Annotated in this window: 21 protein-coding genes; 10 read left to right on the top strand and 11 right to left on the bottom strand. The window is 76.3% G+C overall.

Going from position 1 to position 25,399, the window contains the following annotated elements; genetic code table 11:
* Positions 1-33: 33 nt before the first annotated feature.
* Together MN205_RS01295 and MN205_RS01290 are read right to left on the bottom strand one after the other, a co-directional pair.
* Positions 34-1,065: an ABC transporter substrate-binding protein gene (locus MN205_RS01295; RefSeq protein WP_242123549.1), complete on the bottom strand. Its 1,032-nt coding sequence runs from the start codon at positions 1,063-1,065 to the stop codon at positions 34-36.
* A gap of 106 nt (positions 1,066-1,171) precedes the next feature.
* Positions 1,172-1,990, bottom strand: coding sequence for a siderophore-interacting protein (locus tag MN205_RS01290; RefSeq protein ID WP_374115803.1), 819 nt, complete (start codon positions 1,988-1,990; stop codon positions 1,172-1,174).
* Between the two features lie 169 nt (positions 1,991-2,159).
* Between MN205_RS01290 and MN205_RS01285 the strand changes: the two genes are divergently transcribed.
* The gene (locus MN205_RS01285; protein ID WP_242123545.1) at positions 2,160-3,290 is read left to right on the top strand and encodes a hypothetical protein; all 1,131 of its coding nucleotides are present in this window, start codon (positions 2,160-2,162) and stop codon (positions 3,288-3,290) included.
* Here MN205_RS01285 and MN205_RS01280 read toward each other — a convergent pair.
* The 3 genes from MN205_RS01280 to MN205_RS01270 form a co-directional block, all read right to left on the bottom strand.
* Entirely contained in the window at positions 3,215-4,168 is a 954-nt protein-coding gene (locus MN205_RS01280; protein ID WP_242123544.1) for a hypothetical protein, read from the bottom strand. The two genes, MN205_RS01285 and MN205_RS01280, sit on opposite strands and share 76 nt — an antisense overlap.
* Positions 4,165-5,454, bottom strand: coding sequence for an RNase A-like domain-containing protein (locus tag MN205_RS21400; protein ID WP_242123542.1), 1,290 nt, complete (start codon positions 5,452-5,454; stop codon positions 4,165-4,167). The genes MN205_RS01280 and MN205_RS21400 overlap by 4 nt, the downstream gene beginning before the upstream one ends.
* Before the next feature lie 121 nt (positions 5,455-5,575).
* On the bottom strand, positions 5,576-6,862 hold the full coding sequence (locus MN205_RS01270) for an MFS transporter (protein ID WP_242123540.1): 1,287 nt from the start codon (positions 6,860-6,862) through the stop codon (positions 5,576-5,578).
* Positions 6,863-6,977: 115 nt separating this feature from the next.
* Here MN205_RS01270 and MN205_RS01265 point away from each other — a divergent pair, with 115 nt between their 5' ends.
* Both MN205_RS01265 and MN205_RS01260 read left to right on the top strand, forming a co-directional pair.
* Positions 6,978-7,868 carry a LysR family transcriptional regulator gene (locus MN205_RS01265; RefSeq protein ID WP_242123538.1) on the top strand — a complete coding sequence of 297 codons (891 nt, stop codon included), beginning with the start codon at positions 6,978-6,980 and terminating at the stop codon, positions 7,866-7,868.
* 52 nt (positions 7,869-7,920) lie between these two features.
* A complete protein-coding gene (locus MN205_RS01260) occupies positions 7,921-8,937 on the top strand; it encodes a hypothetical protein (RefSeq protein WP_242123537.1) in 1,017 nt (338 codons plus the stop codon).
* Positions 8,938-8,944: 7 nt separating this feature from the next.
* Here the strand turns inward: MN205_RS01260 and MN205_RS01255 are convergent, their stop codons facing one another.
* A complete protein-coding gene (locus MN205_RS01255) occupies positions 8,945-10,453 on the bottom strand; it encodes a hypothetical protein (RefSeq protein ID WP_242123535.1) in 1,509 nt (502 codons plus the stop codon).
* A 199-nt stretch (positions 10,454-10,652) separates the two neighbouring features.
* On the opposite strand from MN205_RS01255, the gene MN205_RS21395 reads away from it, so the two are divergent.
* On the top strand, positions 10,653-12,110 hold the full coding sequence (locus MN205_RS21395) for a hypothetical protein (protein WP_308220217.1): 1,458 nt from the start codon (positions 10,653-10,655) through the stop codon (positions 12,108-12,110).
* 113 nt (positions 12,111-12,223) lie between these two features.
* Positions 12,224-13,543, top strand: coding sequence for an EAL domain-containing protein (locus MN205_RS21390; protein ID WP_242123533.1), 1,320 nt, complete (start codon positions 12,224-12,226; stop codon positions 13,541-13,543).
* A 96-nt stretch (positions 13,544-13,639) separates the two neighbouring features.
* On the opposite strand, the gene yicI is transcribed toward MN205_RS21390, so the two are convergent.
* Positions 13,640-15,892, bottom strand: a complete 2,253-nt coding sequence (yicI, locus tag MN205_RS01240; protein WP_242123531.1) for an alpha-xylosidase — start codon at positions 15,890-15,892, stop codon at positions 13,640-13,642.
* A complete protein-coding gene (locus MN205_RS01235; RefSeq protein WP_242123529.1) occupies positions 15,889-17,298 on the bottom strand; it encodes a GH1 family beta-glucosidase in 1,410 nt (469 codons plus the stop codon). The genes yicI and MN205_RS01235 overlap by 4 nt, the downstream gene beginning before the upstream one ends.
* A 162-nt stretch (positions 17,299-17,460) precedes the next feature.
* Here MN205_RS01235 and MN205_RS01230 point away from each other — a divergent pair, with 162 nt between their 5' ends.
* From MN205_RS01230 to MN205_RS01210, 5 genes are all read left to right on the top strand, one after another.
* Positions 17,461-18,354: a LysR family transcriptional regulator gene (locus MN205_RS01230; protein ID WP_242123527.1), complete on the top strand. Its 894-nt coding sequence runs from the start codon at positions 17,461-17,463 to the stop codon at positions 18,352-18,354.
* Positions 18,355-18,484: 130 nt separating this feature from the next.
* Complete coding sequence (gene kdgD, locus MN205_RS01225) at positions 18,485-19,405, top strand: 5-dehydro-4-deoxyglucarate dehydratase (protein WP_242123525.1); 921 nt, start codon at positions 18,485-18,487, stop codon at positions 19,403-19,405.
* Entirely contained in the window at positions 19,405-20,751 is a 1,347-nt protein-coding gene (locus tag MN205_RS01220) for an enolase C-terminal domain-like protein (RefSeq protein ID WP_242123523.1), read from the top strand. Before kdgD ends, MN205_RS01220 begins: the two co-directional genes overlap by 1 nt.
* Before the next feature lie 26 nt (positions 20,752-20,777).
* Positions 20,778-22,304, top strand: a complete 1,527-nt coding sequence (locus MN205_RS01215) for an aldehyde dehydrogenase (NADP(+)) (protein ID WP_242123521.1) — start codon at positions 20,778-20,780, stop codon at positions 22,302-22,304.
* Positions 22,305-22,425: 121 nt separating this feature from the next.
* A complete protein-coding gene (locus MN205_RS01210) occupies positions 22,426-23,583 on the top strand; it encodes an FAD-binding oxidoreductase (protein ID WP_242123519.1) in 1,158 nt (385 codons plus the stop codon).
* Between the two features lie 48 nt (positions 23,584-23,631).
* On the opposite strand, the gene MN205_RS01205 is transcribed toward MN205_RS01210, so the two are convergent.
* The 3 genes from MN205_RS01205 to MN205_RS01195 form a co-directional block, all read right to left on the bottom strand.
* Complete coding sequence (locus tag MN205_RS01205; protein ID WP_242123517.1) at positions 23,632-24,210, bottom strand: nucleotidyltransferase domain-containing protein; 579 nt, start codon at positions 24,208-24,210, stop codon at positions 23,632-23,634.
* Positions 24,207-25,058: a hypothetical protein gene (locus MN205_RS01200; RefSeq protein ID WP_242123515.1), complete on the bottom strand. Its 852-nt coding sequence runs from the start codon at positions 25,056-25,058 to the stop codon at positions 24,207-24,209. The genes MN205_RS01205 and MN205_RS01200 overlap by 4 nt, the downstream gene beginning before the upstream one ends.
* 65 nt (positions 25,059-25,123) lie before the next feature.
* Complete coding sequence (locus MN205_RS01195) at positions 25,124-25,390, bottom strand: hypothetical protein (protein ID WP_242123513.1); 267 nt, start codon at positions 25,388-25,390, stop codon at positions 25,124-25,126.
* Positions 25,391-25,399 lie beyond the last annotated feature (9 nt).

Below are 25,399 nucleotides of genomic sequence, written 5' to 3'. Positions count from 1 at the left end.
CCCGCACGCCACCCCTCGCTCAGGGGCGGGCCCTCACGCGCCGAACTGCTCGGCGATGGCCTCGAGGGCGTCCACCGCGCCGTCGTGGTCGGGCCGGTAGCTCGTGGCGGGCAGCTCGTGCACCTGCCCGTCCCGGAACGCCGGCAGCGCCGCGTACACCGGGTCCTGCGCGAGCTCCTGCGCGCTGGGCCCGCCGAGGGCGACGACGAACGCGACGGGGGCGTCGGCGACCTGCCCGAGCAGTTCCGGGCTCACCTCGAAGGAGTCGCCGCTGCCGTACAGGGTGGGGTCGCCTGCCTTGGTGAGGACGTCGTCGGGGGTGAAGCCGACCTCCTCGGCCAGGGCGGGCAGCGCCGCGTCGGCGGGGATCACGAACGGCTTGCCGACGGGCAGCGACAGCAGGAACACGGCGTTCCCGTCGGGCACGGTGATGGAGGACCGGACCTGCTCGACCTGGGCGTCGTAGGCGGAGACGATCTCGTCGACGCCGTCGGTGCGGCCGGTGGCCTCGGCGACCAGTTCCAGCTGCTCCTGCCAGTTCGTGGTGCCGGCCGGCACCAGCACCGTGGGGGCGATGTCGCTGAGCTGCTCGTACGCCTCCTGCGCCTGCACGGCGGTGATGCCCTGGCCGCCGCCGATGATGAGGTCGGGCCGGGCCGCGGCGACGGCCTCGACGTTCAGCTCCTCCCCCGCGGGCAGGGCGGTGGTGCCCTGCGCGGTGGCCTCGTCCGCCCACGCGGGCGGGAACCCGCCCTGCAGGTCGGTGACGCCGAGCACGCGGGTGTCGGTGGCGACCACGGGAGCGTCGAGGGCGAACAGGTACCCGGCCAGGCTGCCGCTGAGCACGGCGATGCGCTGAGGGTCGCCGGGGACCTCCACGGTGCCCTGCTCGGTGGTGACGGTCCGCGCGGCGGGGGGCGTGGAGGTCGCCGCCGCCGGAGCGGGCTCGGCGGCCCGGCCGGTGCCGCCGGAGCAGGCGGTGAGCGCCAGGAGCGCGAGGCCACCGGCACCCGCGAGGACCGCCCGTCGCGGGGCGCGGGGGCGGGTGGGGGTGGACGAGGGCATGCGGTCTCCTGTGGGGGGCTGGGGCGGGCGGTGCGCGACCGCGGTGCGCGGGCGCGGTGGAAGGGGGGCGGTGGAAGGGGGGCGGGGGGCGCGGGTACCGGGGGGCTCAGTGCTCGTCGTCGAAGTCGGCGACGCCGCGCTTCCAGTAGCCGGTGGCGCGGCAGTGCGCCGGGTCGGCGCCGAGCTCGTGGCGCGCCCAGCGGCGCAGGGGTTTCAGGACGCCGGCCTCCCCGGCCATCCACACGAACGTGCGCTCGCCCTCGGGCAGGCGCACGGTGCGCAGCGCCCTCTCGAGGGCGTCGCCGTGGCCGGCGGGCACGTCCCCGCGGTGCACCCACTGCACGGTGAACCCGTCGGGTGCGGTCAGCTCGATCTCCTCCCCGGGGCCGGCCACCTCGACGAACGCCCAGCCGGGGGTGCCCGCGGGCAGCTCCTCCAGGTAGCGCGCGATCTGCGGCAGCGCGGTGAGGTCGCCGGCGAACAGGTACCGGTCGTAGTGCCCGGGGACGACGTGGCCGCCGGGTGGGCCGGCGACGTGGACGCGGTCGCCGGGGCGGGCGGCCGCCGCCCACCGGGAGGCGACGCCGCCGGGGTGCAGGACCAGGTCGACGTCGACCTCGCCGGCCACCGGGTCGTGCCGGCGCACGGTGTACTCGCGGGAGACCGGCAGCGGGCGCGGCCAGCGCAGCGACGTCCCCTCGCGGCGGGGCAGGCGCAGCTCACCGTGCTCGTCGGGGAACACCAGGCGCACGTGCTCCTCGGGCACGTGGCTCTCGAACCCCTCGACCTCCGGGCCGCCGAGGGTGAGCCGCACGAGGCCGGTGCCCAGCGTCCGGGTGCGCAGGACCTGCAGCTCGCGGACGCCGACGGGGTAGCCGACCTTCGCGGTGCTGGTGCCGGTGCGGGCCCGGGCGATGCGCCCCAGGTGCTCGGGGGCGGGCGCCGCACCGGCCGGCCCGGCCGGGGGTGCGGGCGGCGGGACGGGGTCGCTCACGGCGGGAAGGTTAGCCTGCCCTCACCACTGACCGTCAACCCTCCCCGCGACCTCACAGGCCTGCGCGCTCCGTGTCGGGGGCGGGGCCCACGATGACCCCATGCTCCCCCGCACCGCCGCCGCCCACCGGGCCGCGACGGCGCCGGTGGGCGTGGTCCACGCGCTGTGGGTGCGGCCGGCGCGGCTGCTGTGGTGGGTGGAGCGCGGCGGCCCCCCGGCCGAGCGGGGCACGGGCACGGCACCGGGCGGGGTGCACCCGGCGGCCCTGGACGGTGGGCAGCGGGTGGAGCTGCTGCGCTCCGGCCTGGCGGGCGAGGCGCTGCACGCGGTGCTGGCGGGACCGACGCGGTGGGTGCCGGCGCTGGTGCCGGCGCGCGACGGGGTGCCGGTGCCCGGGCCGGACGCGTTCGCGCGCGTGCCGGTGCCGCGCCGGCACCCCGCGCCGGTGGAGCTGGCCGTGGTGCACCTGCCGTGCACTGCCCCGGCGCTGGCGGTGAGCGTCGACGCGTTGCGCCGGGTCGGCCGGTCCGGCCGGTCCGGCGGCGGGCTGCTGGTGCCGGGGCGGGAGGTGCTGCGCCTGGCCGCGCTGGTGCGCGACCTGGCCGCCTTCGCGGCCGCGGACCCCGCCGGGCGCGGCGGGCCGGGGCTGCGGTGGCGGCGCCGGTGGGCGGCGACGCTGCCCGCGGTGCTGCGCTCGGCGGTGGGCCCGGACGGGGACCGGCCCGCCCTCGGCGCCCAGCAGGTCGTCGACGACGTGGCCGCCGCGGTGCTGCCGCACCTGCGCCGCGACCGGCTGCCCGCACCGGCCGCGGCGACGGCCCGGGTGGTGCTGCTGCTGGGCGGGTCGGCCGCGGATGGCTGGTGCGTGGACGTGACCCTGTCCGTGGGCGGTGCCGCCCCGCTGCGCATCGGGGAGCTGACCGGTGACCCGCTCGCGCTGGAGGCGCTGCGCGCCGGCCTGGCGCGGGCGGTGCGCGTGTGCCCACCGCTGCGCGCCGCCGCCCGCGACGGCACCGACCCGGGCCGGTTGCGGCTGCCGGCGGCGGTGGCCGCCGAGCTGGCCGGGCGGGAGCTGGAGCTGCTGCACGGCGCGGGCGTCGCCCTGCTCGCCCCGCGGGAGGTGCTGGCCGCGCTCGCCGCGGTGCGCCGCCCCCGTCAGCTCCAGTCGAAGCGCTGGATCCGCCAGGCCAGCCACCCCAGCCACCGGCGCAGGTGGGGCGGTTCCGCGTAGCAGCCGAGCGCCTCGACCGCGGCGGGCAGGTCGAGGTCGCTGCGGGCCAGCAACCGCGGCACCTCGGCGGCGACCCGGTCCAGGAACGCCACCGGTTCGGTGCGCAGTGCCCGCCACTCGTCCCGGCCGGGTTCGCCGGCCAGGTCGGAGGCGTTGAACCAGCCGCCGAGGAAGGACGTCAGCGCCGGCAGCTCCCGCCGCCAGGTCACGGCCATCGGGTGCTCCCACGGCTCGGCGGCGTGGACGGAGGCCACCTCCCACGCTGGTCCGCCCCCACCGGCGTCCAGGCGCCGCAGCACCACCGCGGCGCGCGTGGTCACCACCCCGGAGGCGACGACGCCGCGCTCGAGCAGCGGCGCCCGCCGCACGGCCTGCCCGACGACGGCACCGACGTCGCCCACCAGGTGCAGGCGGCTGCCGGCGTCCGGGTCGGCCAGCCAGTCGCGCACCTCCTCGCGGTGCCGGCCGGTGAGCACGTGCACCGCGTGCCGCAGCGAGTCCCCGCTCACGGCGGCCGAGTCGCGCACCCTCCACGGGTAGGGCCACTCCGGCACCGCGCCGGGCGACAGGATCGTCGCGGGGTCCTCCGCGGCCTCGCGCAACCGCTCGCCGTACCAGGCCATCCAGGTCAGCCAGGAGTTGCCGTCGGGCGGGTCCCACGTGCCTGCGCCGAGGTCGTGGGCGACGGCGCGCATCGCCTCCTCGGTGGTCACGCCGGCGGTGGCGCGACGCCAGAGGGCGAGGGAGGCGGCGGCGCGCGGCGGGCCGCCGGCGGTGAGCTCCCGCTCGACCGCTTCGCGCGGCGACGTGGTGGCGATCAGGTCCATGTCGTGGCCGAGCGCGGTGGTGAGCAGTTCGTCCCAGGAGTCCTCGGTCACGAGCGGTTCCTCCTGTCGAGGTAGGACGTCAGGACGTGGGGCACCCCGTGGGGATCGCGCCGCAGCACGACGACGGCGTGCTCGGGAGGCAGTTCGCGGAAGCCGGTCCCGTCCCGGACGAGGACCGTTCCCGCCGAGGCGTCCACCGGCACCCTCAGCGTGACGACGCTCCCCCTGGCGAGCGTCTGCCGCACCCGGGCCTCGTTCTCGCGCACGGCCTGGGTGGTGGTCCGCTCGGCCGCCTGGAGGTCGGCCCACCTCGAAGCGGCGTCCGGGACCTTCCCGCGCTCACCGCTGTCCCGGTCCAGCGTCCCCAGCGTCAGCCGCTGCCGCAGGTACTCGTCGTCCACGTCCACGTGCCTCTCCAGGGTGTGCCCGCGCCCGGGCCCCTCGCTGCGCTCGAGGTCGACCCCGGCGAGCATCTCGTCCAGCGTCTGCGGCAGCAGCCTGCCGTCCGCGTCGCGAGGTCGGTCGTCCGGGAGGTGCCCACCGGGCAGCAGCTCGTCGGCGGCGCGCCCGGCGCCGCGGCCGGCCAGGGCGGCGGCCGCACCGCCGGCCACCGCACCCCAGCGCCCGTCGCGGGCGTCGTCCAGGTGCAGGGCGCCTGCCGCGGTGCCGGCGGGGTCGAGCAGGGCGTCCACCGCCGCGCCGGGCGCGGCCCGCACGCCCGAGGCCCAGCCGGACGGGTCCCACGCCCACCCGGCGGCGGCGTACGCGGCGGCGGCGCCCTCGGCCACGACGGTGCGCACCGCGTCGCCGACGTGCTCGCCGAGGGTGCGGGGACGGCCGGCGACGTCGTCGACGAGCGCGAGGAGCCGCTGCGCCAGGCGCACGGAGGACTCGTCGTGGTCGGCGACCAGCCGGGCGCGGCTGGCCCGCCAGTGCTCCAGCTCAGCCCAGGCGCCGTGGGAGCCGGTGAGGTCCAGGGAGGGGTCGCGGGTGCGGCGCTCGGCGGCCTCCAGGGCGGTGTCGACGGTGCGCAGGCGCCCGGCGAGCATCCCCAGCTCGGCGGCGTGCTCCTCGACGACGCGGGCACCGGCGGCGGCGGTGCGCGTCAGCAGCTCCAGGTCACCGGACAGGCGCCCCAGGCGCTCGTCGAAGCCGTCGCGCGCGGGGCCCCACCAGCCGCCGCCGCGCCGGGCCGCGTCGACGTCCACCACGGCGCCGGCCAGCGCGCCGGCCACCGCCCGCGCCGTGCGCGCGGCGTCGTCCGCCGCCACCGGCGACAGCACCGACAGCTCCGTCGGAACCCCCGGCGCCACCGCCGCACCCGCCTGCCCGCCCACCCGCACCTCCCCGGTCGCGGGGAACGTAGGGAGGTGGGGGCGCCCTCAGCGGGTCCCGTCCACAGGGGCGGCCCGGGCCCGGCGCCCGGGGCGCCTGTGGACCCCGCGACGCCGGCCGGGGTCAGGCGGCGAGGGCGGCCTCCCTGCGACGCGCCCGCACCGGCCGCACCGCCAGGACCGCCGCCACCGCGAACGCCACGGCCAGCGGCAGCAGCCCGCACACGGCCATGCCGGTGCGCACCCCGGCGTGCTCGGTGATCCACCCGATCAGCGGCCCGCCCAGCGGGGTGCCGCCCATGAACACCAGCACGTACAGACCCATGACGCGCCCGCGGTACTCGCGGTCCACCCACAGCTGAACGGAGGAGTTCGCGATGGCCTGGAACGCCAGGTTCGTCACGCCCATGACGACGAGGACGGCGACGAACACGCCGAGGTTCGGCGCGAACGCGGCGGCCGTCTGCGCCAGGCCGAACGCGGCGGCGAGCAGGAGGATGGTGCGCAGCCGCGTGCTCGTCCTGCCCCCGGCGACGAGGGCGCCGGCGATGGAACCGACGGCCAGGACGATGTTGAACAGCCCGTACAGGCCGGCGTCGCCGTCGAAGGTCTCGTCGGCCATGGCGGTGAGGACGACGGGGAAGTTCAGCCCGAACGTGCCGAACACGCCGACGAGCAGGATCGTGAACGCCACGTGGGGGCGCTCGGCGACGTAGCGGAGGGCCGAGCGCAACTGGCCCTTCGCGCGCGGCAACGGCGGGGTGCGGACGAGTTCGGAGGTGCGCAGGAAGAACCCGAGGGTCACGGTGGGGCCGAGGTAGCACAGGGCGTTCGCGGCGAAGGCCCACCCGGTGCCGACGGTGCCGATGAGCAGGCTGGCGACCGCCGGGCCCACGAGCCGGCTGGTCTGGAACGTGGCGGCGTTCAGCGCGACCGCGTTGCGCAGGTGCTGCGCGGGCACGACCTCCCCGACGAACGCCTGGCGGGTGGGGTTGTCGAGGGCGACGACGAGGCCACCGGCGAGGGCGAGCAGGTACACGGCGCCGACGGTGATGCGCCCGGTGAGGGTGAGCACGGCCAGGGTGGTGGCGACGGCGGCGCTGCAGCCCTGCGTGACGAGCAGGATGTTCCGCTTGGGGTAGCGGTCGGCGATCATCCCGCCGTGCATGCCGAGCAGCAGGATCGGCAGGAACTGCAGGGCCATGGTGATCCCCACCGCCGCCGGGGAACCGGTGAGCTGCAGCACGAGCCAGTCCAGGGCGATGTTCTGCATCCAGACGCCGGTGCTGGCGAACGCCTGCCCGCTGACGTACACGCGGAAGTTGGGCACGCTCAGCGCGGCGAACGTGGCGCCGGTGCGGGCGGGGGGTGGGGCGTCGGGGGACGCTTCGGCGGCGGCCGGCGGTGTCACGATCAGCCCTTCGGGATGCGGTTTCCTGGAACCATCATCACGGGCCCGGCGGCGAGATCGCACGGCGATAGGGTGACTATCAGTCATCACGTGTCGTGATGAGGAGGAGGCGGTCGTGAGCGTCGTCCAGGGGCCGGGGTTCGACCCCGTGCAGCTGCGCTCGTTCCTCGCCGTGGCGCAGACCCACTCGTTCACGCAGGCCGCCGCCCGCCTGGGCGTGCGCCAGTCCACCGTCAGCCAGCACGTGCGCAAGCTGGAGCTCGCGGCGGGCCGCACGCTGGTGCGCCGCGACACGCACTCGGTGGCGATCACCCCGGACGGGGAGGCGATGATCGGTTTCGCCCGATCGATCCTCACCTCCCACGAGCAGGCCGCGGCGTACTTCGCGGCCGAGCGCCCGCGCGGGCGGCTGCGCATCGGCATGTCCGACGACCTGGCGCTGACCCGGCTGCCGCAGATCCTGCGCGACTTCCGCGCCGAGAACCCGCGCGTGGACCTGGAGCTGACCGTCGACCAGTCCGGCACCCTGCACCGGCGGCTGGGCAACGACCGCCTGGACGTCTTCATCGGCAAGCGGCCCCGCGGCTCCGGCGAGGGCCAGCTCGTCAAGCGCGAGCGCCTGGTGTGGGTGGGCAACCCGTCCACGCGCCTGGACCTGTCGCAACCGGTGCCGCTGGTGGTGTACCCCGCCCCCACGCTCAGCGGCAGCGCGATGCAGGAGGCGCTGGAGCGGGCGGGGCTGGGGTACCGCAGCGCGTGCGTGTGCCGCGGGGTGAACGGCCTCATCGCGGCGGTCGTGGCGGGCATGGGCGTCTCCTGCCTGGCGGGTTCCCTGGTGCCGGTGCAGCTGACGCGGCTGGGCCCGCAGCACCGGCTGCCGGAGCTGGGCCAGATCGACCTGGTGCTGCTGCGCAACCCGCGCACGGCCGACCGCCCGGCGACGAGGGCGCTGGCGGCGGCGGTGCTCTCCAGCGGACCCGGCGGCCTGAGCCCCTCGACCCCCTGATCCCCCGGCGCCCCGAGCGGCGCACCAGCACACCGCTCAGTACCGTCGGTCCGTGTCCCGCCTGAGCTCTGCCGTGCGTCTGGACCTGGTGCGCAGCGAGAAGAGCGGGCGGCACCTGACGACGTTCGTGGTGGCGGCGGTCTCCACCATCCTGCTGACCCGGCTGTTCCTCGCGCTCACGGGCTACCCGCAGATCGGCGGGGACACCGGTCTGCACGTGGCGCACGTCCTGCCCGGCGGGCTGCTCATGCTCGTCGCGATGGCGTTGCAGCTGAGCTACGTGGGACGGGCGCCGCGCCCCGTGGCGGCGCTGCTGGGCGGTGCGGGGTTCGGCCTGTTCATCGACGAGGTCGGCAAGTTCGTCACCGCCGACAACGACTACTTCTACGAACCCGCCGTGGCGATCATGTACGTGGTGTTCGTGGCGTTGGTCGTGGGCTCGGGGAAGTGGCGCGCGCGCCACCCCCTCGAGGAGGACGAGGAGGTCGCCAACGCCGCGCACGTCCTCGTGGACGGCATCGCCGGCCACCTGCCGCGGCGACGGCGCGAGGAGGTGCTGAGCACCCTGGAGCGCCTCGACGGGCACTTCGCCGCGCGGGAGCTGCACGACCTGCTGTCACGGGTGGAACCGTCCCCGACGGCGGTGCCGCACCGGTTGGAGCACCTGTGGGTGCGCGTCGGGGAGCTGTTCGACCGGCTGGCGACCACCCGCTGGGCGCTGCCGCTCATGGGGGCGTGCCTGCTGCTGCAGGCGGCGGGCGCCGCGCTCGTCGCGGCGGGGCTGTGGGCGGAGCGCGGTGACGTCGGTCTCTCCTTCGCCGGGGTGCTCGCCGGGGGTGCGGGGGCGGTGGCCTTCGCGCTCGCCGGGCTGGTGCGGGCACCTCGCGCGGGGCGCCGGGCGGTGGTGGAGTCGTTCGAGCGTTCCGCCCTGACCTCGCTGCTGGTGACGCAGGTGTTCCTGTTCGCCGCCTCGCAGTTCGCGGCGCTCGCCGGCCTGGTGGTGGCTCTGGTGCTGCTGGGGCTGGTGGAGGCCGACCTGGAGCGGGTGCGCGCCCGGGCCGGGACCTGAGGGTGCCTCAGCGCTCCCACAGCTCCACGCGCACCTGCCCGAACTCGGCGTCGAGGGTCATCGTCCGCCCGGTGCGGGCGGGTTCCACCCAGGAGGCGAACACCTCCTCCCACGGGGCGTCCAGCAGCACCCCCACCAGCCACACCCGCTCGTGCCCGGCGAGGGCGGCGGCGCGCTGGTCGTCGGGCAGGTCGTCGCCGCCGATCGAGACGCTGACGTCGGTGTCGCGCGCCAGCAGCGCGTCGTCCAGGGGGGTGCCGTCGGGCAGGTAGTAGCGCAGGTGCGGGCGGGTGGTGTTGCCGAGGAGGACGACGGCGTCGCCGGGCCGGGCACGCTCGGCGAGCACGGCGGCGGCGGCGGGCACGTCCTCGCTGACGTAGGGGCGCTGGCGGGCCTGCACGAGGTGGGCGGCCTGGCCCAGCGCGATCGCACCCGCGGCGAGGACGGCGACGGCGGCCCGGGCCGAGCCGGTGCCCAGCCGCCGCGCCAGGGCGCCGGCCCCGGCACCGGCGAGCACGGCGAGCGCCGGTGCGGTGGCGGCGGCGTAGCGCTGGGCGAACAGCTGCCCGCCGGCGGCGGAGGCGGCGAGCGCGGCGACGGGGGCGGCGGCCCAGGCGAGCAGGAGCAGCAGCACCGCGCGGTCGCGGCGCAGGTGCACGACCCCGGCCAGGCACAGCGCGGTGAGGGCGAGGACGGCCAGGGCGCCGCCCGCGTACGCGGAGGACAGCCGCAGCGTCTGCCGCAGCAGGGGGAAGTCGTCGGCGATGCGGCCGGGGGCCTGCGAGAACCCGACGGCGAGCATGGCCAGGGTCACCGCGGCGGCGGGCAGGGACCCCAGCAGCACCCGGCGCCGGGAGGCGCTGCCGGGCAGGGCGAGCGCCACCGCGAGCAGCGCCGCGACGGCGGGGGCGCCGGTGATGACGTGCAGGGCGGCGGCGAGCACCGAGCCGGCGACCCACAGCGCGAGCCACCGCCGGCGCGGGGCCTCCCGGTCGCGCAGCACGCCGTACGCGGTGGCGGCCACGCACGCCAGCACCACGGGGTAGGGGCGTGCCTCCTGGCTGTGGTCGACGACGACGGGGGTGAGGGCGAACGCGGTGCCGGCGACGACGCCGGCGACGGTGCGGGCACCGCCCGGTGAGCCGGCGCGCAGCACTCGGGCGGCGGTCAGGCCCACGAGCGCGGCGGCGAGGACGGTGGCGGCGGCGCCGGGCAGCCGCAGCCACGCCTCGTCGCGGGAGACCTGCACCCACGGGTGCACCAGCGCGTACCAGGGGCCCATGCCGGCGTCGGTGACCCGCAGCCCGCGCAGCATCACCGCCCAGTCCCGCTCGGCGGTGGCGAGGGTGTAGACCTCGTCGCGCCACAGGGGCTTGGCGTCGTAGCGCCACGCGGTGACCGCGATGGCCACGGCGGTGGGCACCAGCCACGCCCAGGGGCCGCCGCGCTCCTGCCCGCGCCGCCGCGCCCCGACCGCGTCCACCCGCGCGCGCGCGCTGCCCGTGCTGCCCCCCACCCGTGTCCTCCTCGTCCGCCCGTCCGGCGGCCGTGCGCGCTCCGCCGCGCGGGCAGTACCCGCTGCGGCCCGGCGGGAACCGCGGCCGGGTCACCCGATCGGCTCAGGTGCCCCGGCGCCGTGTCGATGGGTCGGCGGACCGCCCGGGGAACCGGCGGGCCGGCACCCGACACCTGCGGAGGGAACGACCTTGGCGTTCGTGCGCGAGTCCCTGCTGGAGCGTGGCCTGGGCCGGGGAGCCGTCGGGCTGCTGCGCCTGGTGGCCTTCGGGCAGGTCAGCGGCTCGTCGCTGGCCTCGGTGGGGACGGCGACCTCGGTGGCGCGCGTCCTGGTGCGCTCGGGCCGGGCCGCCGGGCGCCGGGCCGCGGGCTCCGGGGGCGCGCTGCGGCTGCTGCGCCGCGCCGGGCGCCCGCGGGCGCTGGCGCCGCGGGCCCTCGCTCCCGCGGCGCTGTCGGGCACGGTCGTGGACCGCCCGCGGCAGGTGTCCGCGCCGGCGTCCCCGGTGTCGCTGACGGTGGCGGACCGGCCGCGGCAGGGCGTCGTGCAGCTGGTCCTGGGCCGGGAGCCGGACGCGGCGGCGGAGTCGCTGGTCGTCGAGGTGCGCCGCGGCGACGGGACCTGGCGCCCGGCCGGTGCGCCGCAGCCGGTGGCCGGCGCGGGCGACCGGTTCGCCCTGGCGCGCCCCGCGGTGCCGGGCCGGTACGCGTACCGGGTGGCCTGCGCGCGGCACGGCGTCGTCTCCGAGGCCTGCGCCGACGCGGTGAACGTCGTGCTCGTCCCACCCGCACCGCCCGCCTCCCTGGCCGTGAGCGACGACGCCGGCGCCGGGGTGGTCGTGCTGGACCTGGGGCGCGAGCTGGACCCCGCGGTGGAGTCGGTGGTCGTGGAGGTGCGCCGGGACGGCGGCGCGTGGGTGCCGGTGCCGGGTGGTGCCGCCGCGGCGGGGGCGTCGGCGGTCGAGGTGGCCCGTCCCGTCGAGCCCGGTTCGTACGCGTACCGCGCGGCCGTCACCGCGGGCGGCGCCGCGTCGCCGGCCCGCACCGACCGCACCCGGGTGCTGGTCGCGCCCGCGCGGCTGGGCGGGCTGCGCGTGGAGGACCTGCCCGGTCAGGGCCTGGTGCGGCTGACGCCGGGCCGCGCCGTCGACCTGGCCCGCGAGGAGCTGGTCGTGGAGGTGCGCCGCGGCAGGTCGGCGTGGGTGCCGGTGCCGGTGGCGCCGGGGACGGGCGAGGTGCCGGCGGTGCTGGTGCCGCGACCGGCCGCCGCGGGGTCGTACACGTACCGGGCGAGCGTCTGCGTGGCCGGTGCCTGCTCCGACAAGCCGACCGCGACGGACGGCAAGGTCGTGGTGGCGCCGCGCCCGGCGGGGTGGCTGAAGGTGCGCAACCCCCGCACCGGCACGGTGGAGTTCCTGCTGCACCCGGTCCCGGCCGAGGACGAGGCGCCGGTCTTCGAGGTGCGGCGGGGCGAGGGGGCGTGGCGGGTGGTCAGCCCGGCCCCGGTGCGCGACGACGGGGACGCCGCCCGGTTCACCGCGGCGAGCCCGGCAGCCCCGGGGCGCTACGCGTACCGGGTGGCGGTGCGCGCGTTCGGCGCGACGTCGGCGCCGGTGGAGGCGGAGACGGAGTTCACGGTCCACCGCCCCGCGGCCCGCTGACCCACGGCCCCGAGAACACCTGTTCCCGTGACGACTCGGTGACGCAGCGGCACACTGGGGGTCCGCGCTGCCGGGGTCCGGGCGTGCGGAGCACGTCCACCCGAGGAGGCCGCGTGGGGAGTCCACCAGCTCAGCGCTCGTGCGCGCCCGCCGGCGCCGGGGAGGGCCCGGAGGTGCAGCGACTGCTGGACCTGGCGCGCGTCCACCTGGGCATGGACATCGGGTGGGTCTCGCACTTCACCGAGGACCGCCAGCGGATCAGCGCGCTCAGCGGGGACGGCGCGAGCATGCACGTCGGGGTGGGCGATGCCCCGCCGCTGCAGGAGTCGTTCTGCGTGCGGGTGCTCGCCGGCAACCTGCCGCCCGTGGTCCCCGACGCGCGACGGGACCCGCGCACCCGCGACCTGGCCGTCACGGCGCGCCTGGGCATCGGCTCCTACGTGGGCGCCCCGCTGCACGACGCGGCCGGTGCGGTGATGGGGATGCTGTGCTGCCTCAGCCGCGGCCCGGGCCCGCACCTGGGCCTGGACGCCGCCCGCTACCTGGGGCTGGTCGCCGACCTCGTCAGCGACCACCTCACCAGCCCCACCGCGCTGCAGCGGCGCGCGGAGGCGGAGGCCCGCCGGGAGGTCCAGCGCGTCCTCGACGACGGCGACGTGCGGATCCTCTTCCAGCCGGTGCTGCGCCTGGCCGACCGCCGCCTCGTGGCCCACGAGGCGCTGGCGCGGTTCGGCTCGCCGAGCTTCCCCCGCCCGGACCTGGCGTTCGCGGCGGCCACCCGCGTCGGGCTGGGCGTGCCGCTGGAACTGCTGGCCGCGCGCGCCGCCCTGGAGCAGCTGCACCGGGTGCCGGAGGGGACCGCGCTGAACGTGAACCTGTCGGCGGAGGCGCTGCAGGACCCGGAGGTGCAGGGGGTGCTGCTGCACCACGCCGCCCGCGCCACCGCCACCGGGCGCCGGGTCGTCGCCGAGATCACCGAGCACACCCAGGTGACGGACTACCCGGCCCTCGTCGCGGCCGTGGCGCGGGTGCGCGCCGGCGGGGTGCGCATCGCCGTGGACGACGCGGGTGCCGGCTACGCGAGCTTCCGGCACGTCCTGCAGCTGCGCCCGGACACCATCAAGATCGACACCAGCCTGGTGCGGGGCGTCGACGTGGACCCGGTGCGCCAGGCCCTGACCCGTTCCCTGGTGCGGTTCGCCGCCGACGTGGGGGCGGGGCTGGTCGCCGAGGGCGTGGAGCACGCCGGGGAGTCGCAGGTCCTGGAGCGCCTGGGGGTCGCGATGGTGCAGGGGTTCCTGTACGCGCGACCCGGGCCGCTGCCGGTGCCCGGGGCCGCCGGGAGCGCGGTCGCGCGGGAGCGCACGGTGGTGCTGCCGGCCCCCGACGCGGTCCGACCGCCGGTGCAGCACCGCTCCCCCCGCCCCCGCTGACGGCACCCCCTCCACGATCTCGACCCCTCTCCGTGATCCCGCACGGGNCGGGTGAACCCTCACCCGTGCGGGATCACGGAGGGTCGTGGTGACGGGTCAGCCGCGGGCGACCTCGGTGCGCTCGGCGCCGCGCACGACGAGCGCCCGCCACGGCTTCGCGGTGTCCGCCCGCACGCTCGGCACGCCGTCGCGCCAGGTGGTGGTGAACGTCGCCGCGACCGCGCCCGTGGTGTCCGGGACGGTGGTGGTCACGGTGGTGTCCGCGGCCGGCGGGAACAGCAGCAGCTCCACGCCGTCGGCGTAGTCGTAGTCGGGCCGGTCGGCGACCGCACCCCACGCCAGCGCCGCACCGGGCCGCACCAGCAGCGGCAAGCTGTCCGGGGCGTGCGTCTCGGTGCGCCAGCACGGCCCCTGCACGACCTCACCGGTGCGCAGGTGCGTCCACGCGCCCTCCGGCACGTAGTACGTCACCTCCCCGCTCGCCGACATCACCGGTGCCACGAGCAGGTCGGGGCCCAGCAGGTACTGCCGGTCCAGGAACGCCGCGGTCGGGTCCTGCGGGAACTCCAGCAGCAGCGGGCGCATGACGGGCGTGCCGTTCTCGTGCGCCTCGACGGCGGCGGCGTACAGGTACGGCATGAGCTGCATCTTCAGCCGTGCGTAGTCGCGCGCGGCGCGCACCGCGGTCTCGCCGAAGACCCACGGCACCCGGTACGAGGAACTGCCGTGCAGGCGGCTGTGCGAGGACAGCAACCCGAACGCCAGCCACCGGGTGAACAGGTCGTCGTCGGGCTTGCCCTCGAACCCACCGATGTCGTGGCTCCAGAACCCGAAACCCGACAGGCCCAGCGACAGCCCGCCGCGCAGGCTCTCCGCCATCGACGGGTAGGTGGAGTCGCAGTCCCCGCCCCAGTGCACCGGGAACTGCTGGCCGCCGGCGGTCGCCGAGCGGGCGAACAGGACGGCCTCCCCGCGGCCGCGGACCTCCTCCAGCAGCTCGAAGACGGTGCGGTTGTACAGCTGCGCGAAGTGGTTGTGCAGCTTCTCCGGGTCGGAACCGTCGAACGGCACCACGTCCAGCGGGACGCGCTCGCCGAAGTCGGTCTTCAGGCAGTCCACGCCGGAGGCCAACAGGGGCCGCAGGCAGTCGGCGTACCAGGCGCGGGCGTCGGGGTTGGTGAAGTCCACCACGCCCATGCCGGGCTGCCACAGGTCCCACTGCCACACGGACCCGTCGGCGCGGCGCAGCAGGTACCCGGCCTCGGCGGCGGGCTGGAACAGCGGGGACGCCTGCCCGATGTACGGGTTGATCCAGGCGCTGACGTGCAGGTCCCGCTCGTGCAGGCGCTTCAGCATCCCCTCCGGGTCCGGGAACACCTCCGGGTCCCACTGGAAGTCGCACCACTGGTACTCGCGCATCCAGAAGCAGTCGAAGTGGAACACGCTGAGCGGGATGTCCCGTTCGGCCATGCCGTCGATGAACGAGGTGATGGTGGCCTCGTCGTAGTCGGTGGTGAACGACGTGGACAGCCACAGCCCGAACGACCACGCCGGCGGCAGCGCGGGGCGGCCGGTGAGGGCGGTGTACTTGGCCAGGACCTCCTTGGGCGTGGGCCCGTACACCACCAGGTACTCCAGCTCCTGGTCGCGCACGCTGGCCTGCACGGTGCTGACGCTCTCCGAGCCGACCTCGAAGGACACCTTCCCGGTGTGGTTGACGAACACCCCGTACCCGGCGTCGGACAGGTAGAACGGCACGTTCTTGTACGCCTGCTCGGTGGCGGTCCCGCCGTCGGCCTGCCAGACGTCGACGACCTGCCCGTTCTTGACGAACGGCGTGAAGCGCTCGCCGAACCCGTAGACGTGCTCGCCGACACCGAGGTCGAGCTGGACGACGGTGTGGTGCTCGCCGTCGTCGGTGGTGACGATGCCGGTGCCCTTGGCGCCGGCGCTGGTCAGCGGCCGGCCGTCCCCGGTGAAGCGCAGGGCGAAGGGGGCCTCGGGGTCGGTGTCCAGCTCCAGGACCAGGCGCCCGGAGGTCAGCCGCACGAGGGAACCGTCGCGCTCGGTGCGGCCGGGGCTCTCGGGGGTGGTGGTCAGCTCGAAGTCCGGTCCGCGGCGCACGCCGCCGGCGAAGTGGGTGGTGCGCACGGCGATGACGTCCTCGGCCGGTGCGGACCAGTCGAGGGTGAGCACCGGGCCCTTGAGCGTGTCGCCGCGGTGCCGGATGCGCTGCACGGGGGCGACGACGCGCACCGTGGAGTCCCCGGTCTCCACGCGCCGGGCGTGCGCGGCCCACTGCGGGTGGACCCCGGGGCGGGAGAGCCAGTAACCGTCGGAGAACTTCACGCCGACACCTCCGTCGCGTCCGTGCGGGCGGCGCGCTGCGCCGCGGTGAGCCGCTGGAACCAGCGGTAGCTGTCCTTGGGGGTGCGCACCTGCGTGTCGTAGTCGACGTGGACGATGCCGAACCGGCGTTCGTACCCGAACGCCCACTCGAAGTTGTCCATGAGGGACCACACGTAGTACCCGCGCACGTCGGCGCCCCGCTCGATCTGCTCGGCGACGGCGGCGAGGTGCCCGGCGAGGTACTCCACCCGGTCGGTGTCGTGCACGACGCCGTCCTCGCCGACGGCGTCGGTCTCCGCCGAGCCGTTCTCGGTGATCCAGAGGGGAGGGCAGTCCGGGTACCGCTGCGTGACGTCGGCGATCAGGCGGCCCAGCGACGGCGGGTCCACGGGCCACCCCATGGTGGTGTGCCGCAGCTCGGGGCGCTCCACCTGGCGGGTGCCGATGTCCATCGCGGTGCGCTTCGCCGGGTCGGGTTCGTCGTGCGGGGCGGCGGCGACGACGGCGGGCGTGTAGTAGTTGATGCCGAGGAAGTCGATCGGGGCACCGATGACCTCCAGGTCGCCGTCGCGGCGGTAGGAGCCGTCGGCGAGCTCCCCCCACGTCTCGCGCTCGGAGTCGGGGTAGCGCCCGGCGAGCAGCGGCTCGGTCCACACGAGGTTGTGGTGGGTGAGCGCGCGCAGCGCCGCGGCGCGGTCGGCCTCGGAGTCGCTGGCGGGGGTGACCTGGTCGAGGTTCAGGGTGATGCCGACCTCGCGGGCGCCGGCCTCGCGCAGCTGCGGCACGGCCAGGCCGTGCCCGAGCAGCAGGTGGTGGGCGGCGGCGAGCGCGGGCGTGCCCTCCTGCGCGCCGGGCGCGTGGTGGCCGTTCGCGTACCCGAGGAACGCCGCGCACCACGGCTCGTTGAGGGTGATCCAGCGGGTGACGCGGTCGCCGAGGGCGTCGGCGACGAGGCGGGAGAACTCGGCGAAGCGGTGGGCGGTGTCGCGGGTGCGCCAGCCGCCGGCGTCCTCCAGCTCCTGCGGCAGGTCCCAGTGGTAGAGGGTCACGGCGGGGTCGATCCCGCGGGACAGCAGCTCGTCGACGAGGCGGTCGTAGAAGCCGACGCCCGCGGGGTTGACCGGTCCGCGCCCGCCGGGCTGCACGCGCGGCCACGCGATCGAGAACCGGTAGGAGTCCACGCCGAGGTCGGCCAGCAGGGCGACGTCCTCGCGGTAGCGGTGGTAGTGGTCGCACGCCACGTCGCCGGTCGCACCGCCCAGTGTCTTGCCGGGGGTGCGGCTGAACGTGTCCCAGACGGAGGCGGTGCGCCCGTCCTCGGCGACCGCCCCCTCGATCTGGTAGCTGGCCGTCGCCGCGCCCAGCACGAAGCCGGGCGGGAACGTCGGGAGTTCGGGGGTGGTCACGGGTCCTCCTGGGGCGCGGTGGTTCGGCGGCGAGGCCACCGGGGCGCCGCCACGACCCAGTCGAAGCGCTTCGATGGGCTCCCCGCTGACGCTAGGTCCCCTCCGGCCGCTGGTCAAGGAGCACCGGCCGACCGGGGGCGCCCCGGGCGATACCGTCCGGGCATGGCGATGACGCTGGAGCAGCTGCGCGGGTTCGTCGCGGTCGCCGAGGAGCTGCACTTCGGCCGCGCCGCCGAGCGGCTGCGGATGACCCAGCCGCCGCTGAGCCGCCAGGTGCAGAAGCTGGAGCGCGCCGTGGGCGCGCAGCTGCTGGCGCGCGACAACCGCCGCGTGGAGCTGACCGCGGCCGGGGCGGCGTTCCTGCCCGAGGCGCGCCGCCTGCTGGCCCTGGCCGAGTCGGCCCCGGTGACGGCGCGGCGGGTGTCCTCCGGCGCGCGCGGAGTGGTGCACCTCGGGTTCACCGCCGCCGCCGCCTACGGGCCGCTGGGCGCGCTGCTGAACACCGTCGGCCGGGAGCTGCCCGAGGTGCACCTGGACCTGCACGAGACGGTGACCAGCGCGCAGCTGGACGCCCTGCGCCACGGGGAGCTGGACCTGGGCCTGGCCCGCCCGCCCTTCGACGCCGAGGAGTTCGACGCCCGGTGCCTGCACCGCGAGCAGATGCTCGTGGCGGTGCCCACCGGGCACCGGCTGGCGGCGCTGGGCCGGCCGGTGGGAGCACGGGACCTCGCGGACGAGCCGGTGGTCATGTACTCCCCCACCGAGGCGCGCTACTTCTACGACCTGGTCGTCTCCTCGGTCCCGGTGGTGCACGGCAACGTCGTGCACACCGTCGGGCAGGTGCTGACGATGCTGTGGCTCGTGGCGGCCGGGCGCGGGCTGGCCTTCGTGCCGGCGTCGGCCGCACGGCTGGGCGTCCCCGGCGTGGAGCACGTCCCGCTGGCGACGGCGGAGCCGGAGCCGGTGGAGCTGCACCTGCTGTGGTCCCGGACCTCGCGCAACCCCGCGCTGCAGCGGGTGCTGGAGGTGGTGGGGCCCGGGACCGGCCCCCGGTGATGCCCCGGCGGCATCCCGCGATGCGAAGAGAGTCCTGTACGGGCATCGAGCAGGTTCCTACCGTGGAGGTGCCCGTCGGCGGAGACACCCCTCCCCCGGCTCCGCGCTGCCACCGACCCGAGGACCCGCCATGCCGCAGCTCGACCCCGCAGACCTCGCCACCCGCCTGGGTTCGGGGCTGCTGTCCTTCCCCGTCACGCACTTCGACGACGAGCTGCGCTTCGACGAGGCCCGCTACCGCGAGCACCTGGCCTGGCAGGCGTCCTTCGACGTGGCGGGCCTGTTCGCCGGCGGCGGCACGGGCGAGGGGTTCTCGCTGACCTCCGCGGAGCTGGAGCGGGTCGTGCGGGTCGCGGTCGAGGAGATCGGCGGGAAGGTCCCCGTGGTGGCCTCCGCCACCGGCGGCACCGCGCAGGCCGTCGAGCAGGCCAGGGCCGCCGAGGCCGCCGGCGCCGACGGGATCCTGCTGCTGCCGCCGTACCTCACCGAGGCCAGCCAGGCCGGGCTCGTCGAGCACGTCAGCGCCGTGTGCGCCGCCACGAACCTCGGGGTCATCGTCTACAGCCGCGCGAACGCCGTGCTGGAGGACGTCACCGTCGAGCAGGCCGTCGACCGCAACCCGAACCTCGTCGGGCTCAAGGACGGCGTCGGCAACATCGAGCGGATGACGCGCACCTACGCCCGCCTGGGCGACCGCCTGCTGTACGTGGGGGGCCTGCCCACCGCCGAGACGTTCGCGCTGCCGCTGCTGCAGCTGGGCGTGACCACGTACTCCTCGGCGATGTACAACTTCGTGCCCGAGTTCGCGCTGGAGTTCTTCGCCGCCGTGCGCGCCCAGGACCGGGTGGAGGTGTACCGGATGCTCAACGACTTCGTGATCCCCTACCTGGACATCCGCGACCGGCAGAAGGGCTACGCCGTCTCCATCGTCAAGGCGGGCCTGACCGCCGTGGGACGCGACGGCGGCCGGGTGCGCCCGCCCCTGACCGACCTGCGCCCCTCGGAACTGGCCGAGCTGACCGCCCTGATCGAGAAGGTGCAGCAGAAGTGATGACCGGGACCGTGCTGCCGGTGCGCACCCCCACCGTCACCGCGGTCGAGGTGGTGCCGGTCGCCGGGCACGACAGCGCGCTGCTGAACCTGTCCGGCACCCACGCCCCGTGCTTCACCCGCAACATCGCGATCCTCACCGACAGCTCCGGGAACACCGGCCTGGGAGAGGTGCCCGGCGGCGAGGCGATCCGCCGCACCATCACCGAGGCCGGGGAACTGCTGATCGGGCAGCCGATCGCGCAGTACGCCCGGCTGCTGGCCCGCGTGCAGCGCGAGTTCGCCGACCGCGACAGCACCGGCCGCGGCCTGCAGACGTTCGACCTGCGCACCACCGTGCACGCCGTCACCGCCCTGGAGTCCGCGCTGCTGGACCTGCTCGGGCAGCACCTCGGGGTGCCGGTCGCCGAACTGCTCGGCGAGGGGCAGCAGCGCGATTCCGTCCCGATGCTCGGCTACCTGTTCTACGTCGCCGACGCCGAGGCCACCGGCCTGCCGTACGTCACCGAACCCGACCCCGCCGACGACTGGGAACGGCTGCGCCGCCGGCCGGCCCTCACGCCCGAGGCGGTCGTCGCCCTCGCCGAGGCCGCGCAGCAGCGCTACGGGTTCGCCGACTTCAAGCTCAAGGGCGGGGTGTTCCCCGGCGAGCAGGAGGCCGAGGCCGTGCGCGCCCTGGCCGCCCGCTTCCCGCAGGCGCGCATCACGCTGGACCCCAACGGCGCCTGGCTGCTGGACGAGGCCGTCGCCCTGGGCCGCGAGCTGCACGACGTCCTCGCCTACGCCGAGGACCCCTGCGGCGCCGAGGGCGGCTTCTCCGGCCGCGAGACGATGGCGGAGTTCCGCCGCCGCACCGGGCTGATGACCGCCACGAACATGATCGCCACCGACTGGCGGCAGATGGCGCACGCCGTCCGCTCCAACGCCGTCGACATCCCGCTGGCCGACCCGCACTTCTGGACCATGCGCGGGTCGGTGCGGGTGGCGCAGCTGTGCGACGACTTCGGCCTGACGTGGGGCTCGCACTCCAACAACCACTTCGACGTCTCCCTGGCGATGTTCACCCACGTCGGCGCCGCCGCACCCGGGTCGATCACCGCCCTGGACACCCACTGGATCTGGCAGGACGGGCAGGGGCTGACCACCGAGCCGCTGCGCATCGAGGGCGGTGCGATCCAGGTGCCCCGCCGGCCCGGCCTGGGCGTCGAGCTGGACCGCGACGCGCTGGACGCCGCCCACGAGCTGCACGTCGAGCACGGCCTGGGGGCCCGCGACGACGCCGCCGCGATGAGAACGATCCTGCCCGGCTGGACGTTCGACCCCAAGCGGCCCGCGCTGCAGCGCTGACCACCCGAACACCGAGGAGGAACCCCGTGACCGACGTCGTCAGCACCGACCCCCGCACCGGCCAGGCCGTGGAGGTCGTCGCCGCCGAGACGAGCCCGCAGGAGGTCGCGGCCCTGTGCGAGGCGGCGCTGTCCGCCGCCCCCGCCCTGGAGGAGATGGGCCGCGAGCGCCGCGCCGCCCTGCTGGAGACCCTGGCCGACGCGCTGGAGGCGCGCCGGGAGGACGTCGTAGCGATCGCCGACCGGGAGACCGCGCTGGGGGCGGGGCGGCTGAACGGCGAGCTGACCCGCACCGCGTACCAGCTGCGCCTGTTCGGCGAGGTGCTGCGCGAGGGCTCCTACCTGGAGGCCACGATCGACCACGCCGGGGACACCCCGATGGGCCCGCGCCCGGACCTGCGGCGGATGCTCCTGCCGATCGGGCCGGTCGCGGTGTTCGGCGCCAGCAACTTCCCGCTGGCGTTCTCCGTGCCCGGCGGCGACACCGCCTCGGCGCTGGCCGCGGGCTGCCCCGTGATCGTCAAGGCCCACGGCTCGCACCCGGCGACCTCGCAGCTCGTCTTCGACGTCCTGGTCGCGGCGGCGCGGGAGTTCGGCGCCCCCGAGGGCACCCTGGCGATCGTGCACGGCCAGCAGGCCGGCGCGGACCTCGTCGCGCACCCGGCGGTGCGGGCCGTCGGGTTCACCGGGTCCGTGCGCGGCGGCAAGGCGCTGCTGCAGATCATCGAGGGCCGCCCCGACCCCGTCCCCTTCTTCGGCGAGCTGAGCAGCCTGAACCCCGTCGTGGTGACGCCGGCCGCGGCCGCCGAGCGCGGTCAGCAGATCGGCGAGCAGACCGTGGCCTCGTTCACCCTGGGCGCGGGTCAGTTCTGCACCAAGCCGGGCCTGGTGTTCGTCCCCGCGGGCCAGGACGGCGACGCCGTGGTCGACGCCATGACCACCGCCGTGGCGCAGGCCCCCGCCCAGGTCCTGCTCAACGAGGGCATCGCGAACACCTACGGGAGCACCAGCGCCGAGCTGGCGCAGCTGCCGGGCGTGAAGGAGATCGCCCGCGGCGCGCAGCCGCAGGGCGCGAAGGGTTTCACCGCGGTGCCGCTGCTGCTGTCGGCGGACGCGGCGGACCTCCCGCACGGCGTGACGGAGGAGTGCTTCGGCCCGGTGAGCACCGTGGTGCGCTACGAGGGCGAGGAGCAGCTGCTCGCGGCGCTGGAGGGCGTGCCGTCCTCGCTGACGGCGACGGTGCAGCGCGGGCAGGGCGAGACGGAGCTGCCGGCCACGGTGGCGCGGGCGCTGCGCGACCACGCCGGGCGCATCCTGTTCGACGCCTACCCCACCGGGGTGGCCGTGTCGTGGGCGCAGCACCACGGCGGCCCCTGGCCCTCGACGAACTCCCAGCACACCTCGGTGGGCACCAGCGCGATCCGCCGGTTCCTGCGGCCGGTGACGTGGCAGGGCGCTCCCGACGAGGTGCTGCCGGCCGAGCTGACCGAGGGGTTCACCGGCATCCCCCGCCGCGTCGACGGGGTCCTGCACACCCCCACCACCGGCGCTTGACCCCACCCCACCCCCACCCCGCCCTCCCCACCCCGTCCCCGCGGNAGGAAGTTGCCACTTCCTTGATCACCGCGGGAGGAGGCGCGGCGGAGCGGGTGTCGCACCGGGGCAGGATGGGGTGGTGAGCACCGTCAGCACCGCGTTCCCCGCTCGTCCCGCCCGCCCCGGCGCCCCGCGCGTGGTCGTCGTCGGTGGCGGCGTCCTGGGCGCGTCCACCGCGGCGCACCTGGTCCGCGCCGGCGCCCGCGTGGACCTGGTGACCGAGGCGGCGATCGCCTCCGGCGCCAGCGGGCGCTCGCTGTCCTGGCTGAACTCCGCCGGCGCGCGCAGCGACGCGTACCACCGGCTGCGCACCGTCGCCCTCGACCGCTACCGCACGTTCGCCGCCCGCACGGGTCTCAGCGACCGGGTCCGCTTCGACGGCGGCCTGACGTGGGCCGCACCGGGCGAGAGCCACCGCGAGCGCCACGCCCACGAGCTCTCGATCGGCTACGACTCGGTGTGGCTCTCCCGGGACGAGGTCGCCGCCTGGGCCCCCGGTGTGGACGTCACCGCCGTCGCCGAGGAGGGTGCGGTGTTCAACCCGGGCGAGGGGTGGGTGGACCTGCCGCTGCTCGTGGAGGCGCTGCTGGAGCAGGTGCGCGCCGCCGGCGGCGAGGTGCACACCGGCACCGGCCGTGCCCGGCCCGTCCTCACCGGTGGCCGCGCCACGGGTGTGGCGACCGCCTCGGGGCGCACGTTCGCCGCCGACGCGGTGGTGTGGGCGACGGGTCCGCGGGTGCCGCGCGACCTCGCTGGACTGGCGGTGCACCTGCCGGAGTCCTCCCCCGTCTCGCTGCTGCTGGAGACCCAGCGGATCGAGCACCCGCTGCGCGCGGTCCTGAACACCCCGCGGGTGGCGATCCGCCCCACCCCGCACGGCACGTTCGTGCTGGACTCCGGCTGGTCGGAGCAGGAGGTCGTGGTGCGCGGCGACGGCGAGTTCGAGGTGCGCGGCTCCACGGTCACCGGGTTGCTGGACGAGGCGTCGAGGGTCCTGGCCGGCAACCCCCGCCTGGAGGCGGCGCGCCGGGGCGTGGGGCCCAAGCCGATCCCCGGCGACGGCGAGCCCGTCGCCGGCGAGCTGCGCGAGGTGCCCGGGTTGCACGTGCTGTTCACCCACAGCGGTGCGACCCTCGGGCTGGTGCTCGGGGAGTTCACCGCCCGCGAGGTGCTGGGCGAGCGCGTGGCGCTGCTGGAGCCGTTCCGGCCGGAGCGCTTCACCGCCACCGCTCGCTGATCCGATCCTCCCCCGCGGTGCACGCACCGGTACGGGTGCTCCGAGTGCTCACGACCGCGTACCCGCGCGGAGGAGCACCTGCAGGGCAGGACCGAGGAGGACACGACCGTCCGCGCGGAGACCGGTGACGAGCGGCTGCTCCTGGTCGACCGCCTGGGCGAGCTGACGGCCGGTCAACTGCACGAACTGGACCGCGTTGCCCGTGAACGCTTCCAGGTCCCCTCCCGTGCGGTGCACCTGCTCACCCCACGGCCCGTCGGGGTCGACGTCGTCGTCGCGCACGAGCAGCAGGTCGACGTCGCTGCCGGGGCCGGCTTCGCCGCGCGCCCACGAACCGAAGAGCACGGCTGCACGGGGCGCCGGCGACCACTGGGCGAGGCGCCGGGAGAGCCACTCGTCCACTGCATCTCCGGCGACGGCGATCTGGAGCACCGCACCGGCCAGCACGTGGTGGCGGTTCAAGCGGTACAGGACGGCCGGCCCGGTGTCCTCGGCCAGCAGCAGCCCGTGCTCCGCGAGGCGGTGCAGGCACGACCGGGTGCGCGCGTACGAGCGACCAGCGAGACGGGCGATTACAGCGATGGACAGAAGGGGCCCGTGCTGGTGACGTCCACCTCCCGTCCTCACCCCTCGCCGGCTCCCCCCGCTCCCGGCGACCACCCGGACCGAGCCCCGCAGGGCCGCACCGGGACCTCCTCCGGACCGCCGCGCAGGGTGAACGACGTGCAGACGACGACGAGGTCGTCGGGCTGGTCGAGCCAGAGGTGGTCGCCGTTGCGGTCGAACGCGGAGCCCCGCACCACCGACGGCCGGCAGCCGCTCGCGAGGAGCGCGGTGTCGTTGAAGGTGAACGTGCTGCGCTCGACGAGGAAACCCGGGCGGTGGCACATCACCCCGATGTTGTTGCGCTGCACGACGCTGTCCCGCAGGGTGAACGGCCCTCCGGGTTCGCCGGACTGGACGGCCACGCCCGTGAAGTTCTCCTCGACCCTCGAACGGTGGATGGCCAACTGCCCCTGTGCGGTGACGCCCGTGTTGTTGCCGCGGAGCAGGGACGTGGTGATGAACAGGGAACTCCCGTCGGCGACGACGGCACCCACCCCGTCAGACTCCAGCCGCACGCCCACCAGCGCCGCGCTGCGCGGGGACCTGCCCCACCCCACCCGGACGCCGACGTCCCAGCCGGCGACGCGACCGCCGCGGACCGTGACGTCGTGGGCCTCGACCGAGATCCCGTGGGCGGCGGCGGAGCGGCCCACCACCAGACCGGGGCCGGTGATCTCGTGACCGTCGAGGTCGACCTCGACGCCGTCGGCGGCCACGACCAGCCCGCTGGGCCCGGGGCACCTCATGTCGGCGGCGAGGCGGACGTCAGCGGTGATCGTCTCGCCGCACCCGACCCGCCGGGCCCGGGGCTCCGGCGTCGCCAGGGCGTGGGCCGCACCGGCCGCCAGGACCACGACCACCGCGGCCACCGGCGCTCGCGAGCGACGACGCCCCCGCGGCCGGTGGAGGCCGCGCGGGCCCCGGGGGGTCGCGGTCAGGCGGTGACCCGCAGCGGCGTCACCGTCTCGTCGTCGTCCTCGGCGGTGTGCCGCGGTGCGGGGTGCTCCACGAGCGCGATGACGCGCGCGGCCATGAACCGGGCGGTGCGCACGGCGGTCCCGCCGCGGGTCACCTCGGTGACCTCCACGAGGCCGCGCCCGTGCGCGACATCCACGCGGCGGCCCGCGCGGGTCGCCTCGACCTGGTACGTGCGGGTGTCGCCACCTGCCTCGACGACGATCTCCACGAGATCACCCTTCACCGTGGCCTC

The organism is Kineococcus sp. TRM81007 (assembly GCF_022669155.1).
In the GTDB taxonomy this organism is placed as follows: domain Bacteria; phylum Actinomycetota; class Actinomycetes; order Actinomycetales; family Kineococcaceae; genus Kineococcus.
This window is presented reverse-complemented; position numbering and strand designations above follow the sequence as displayed.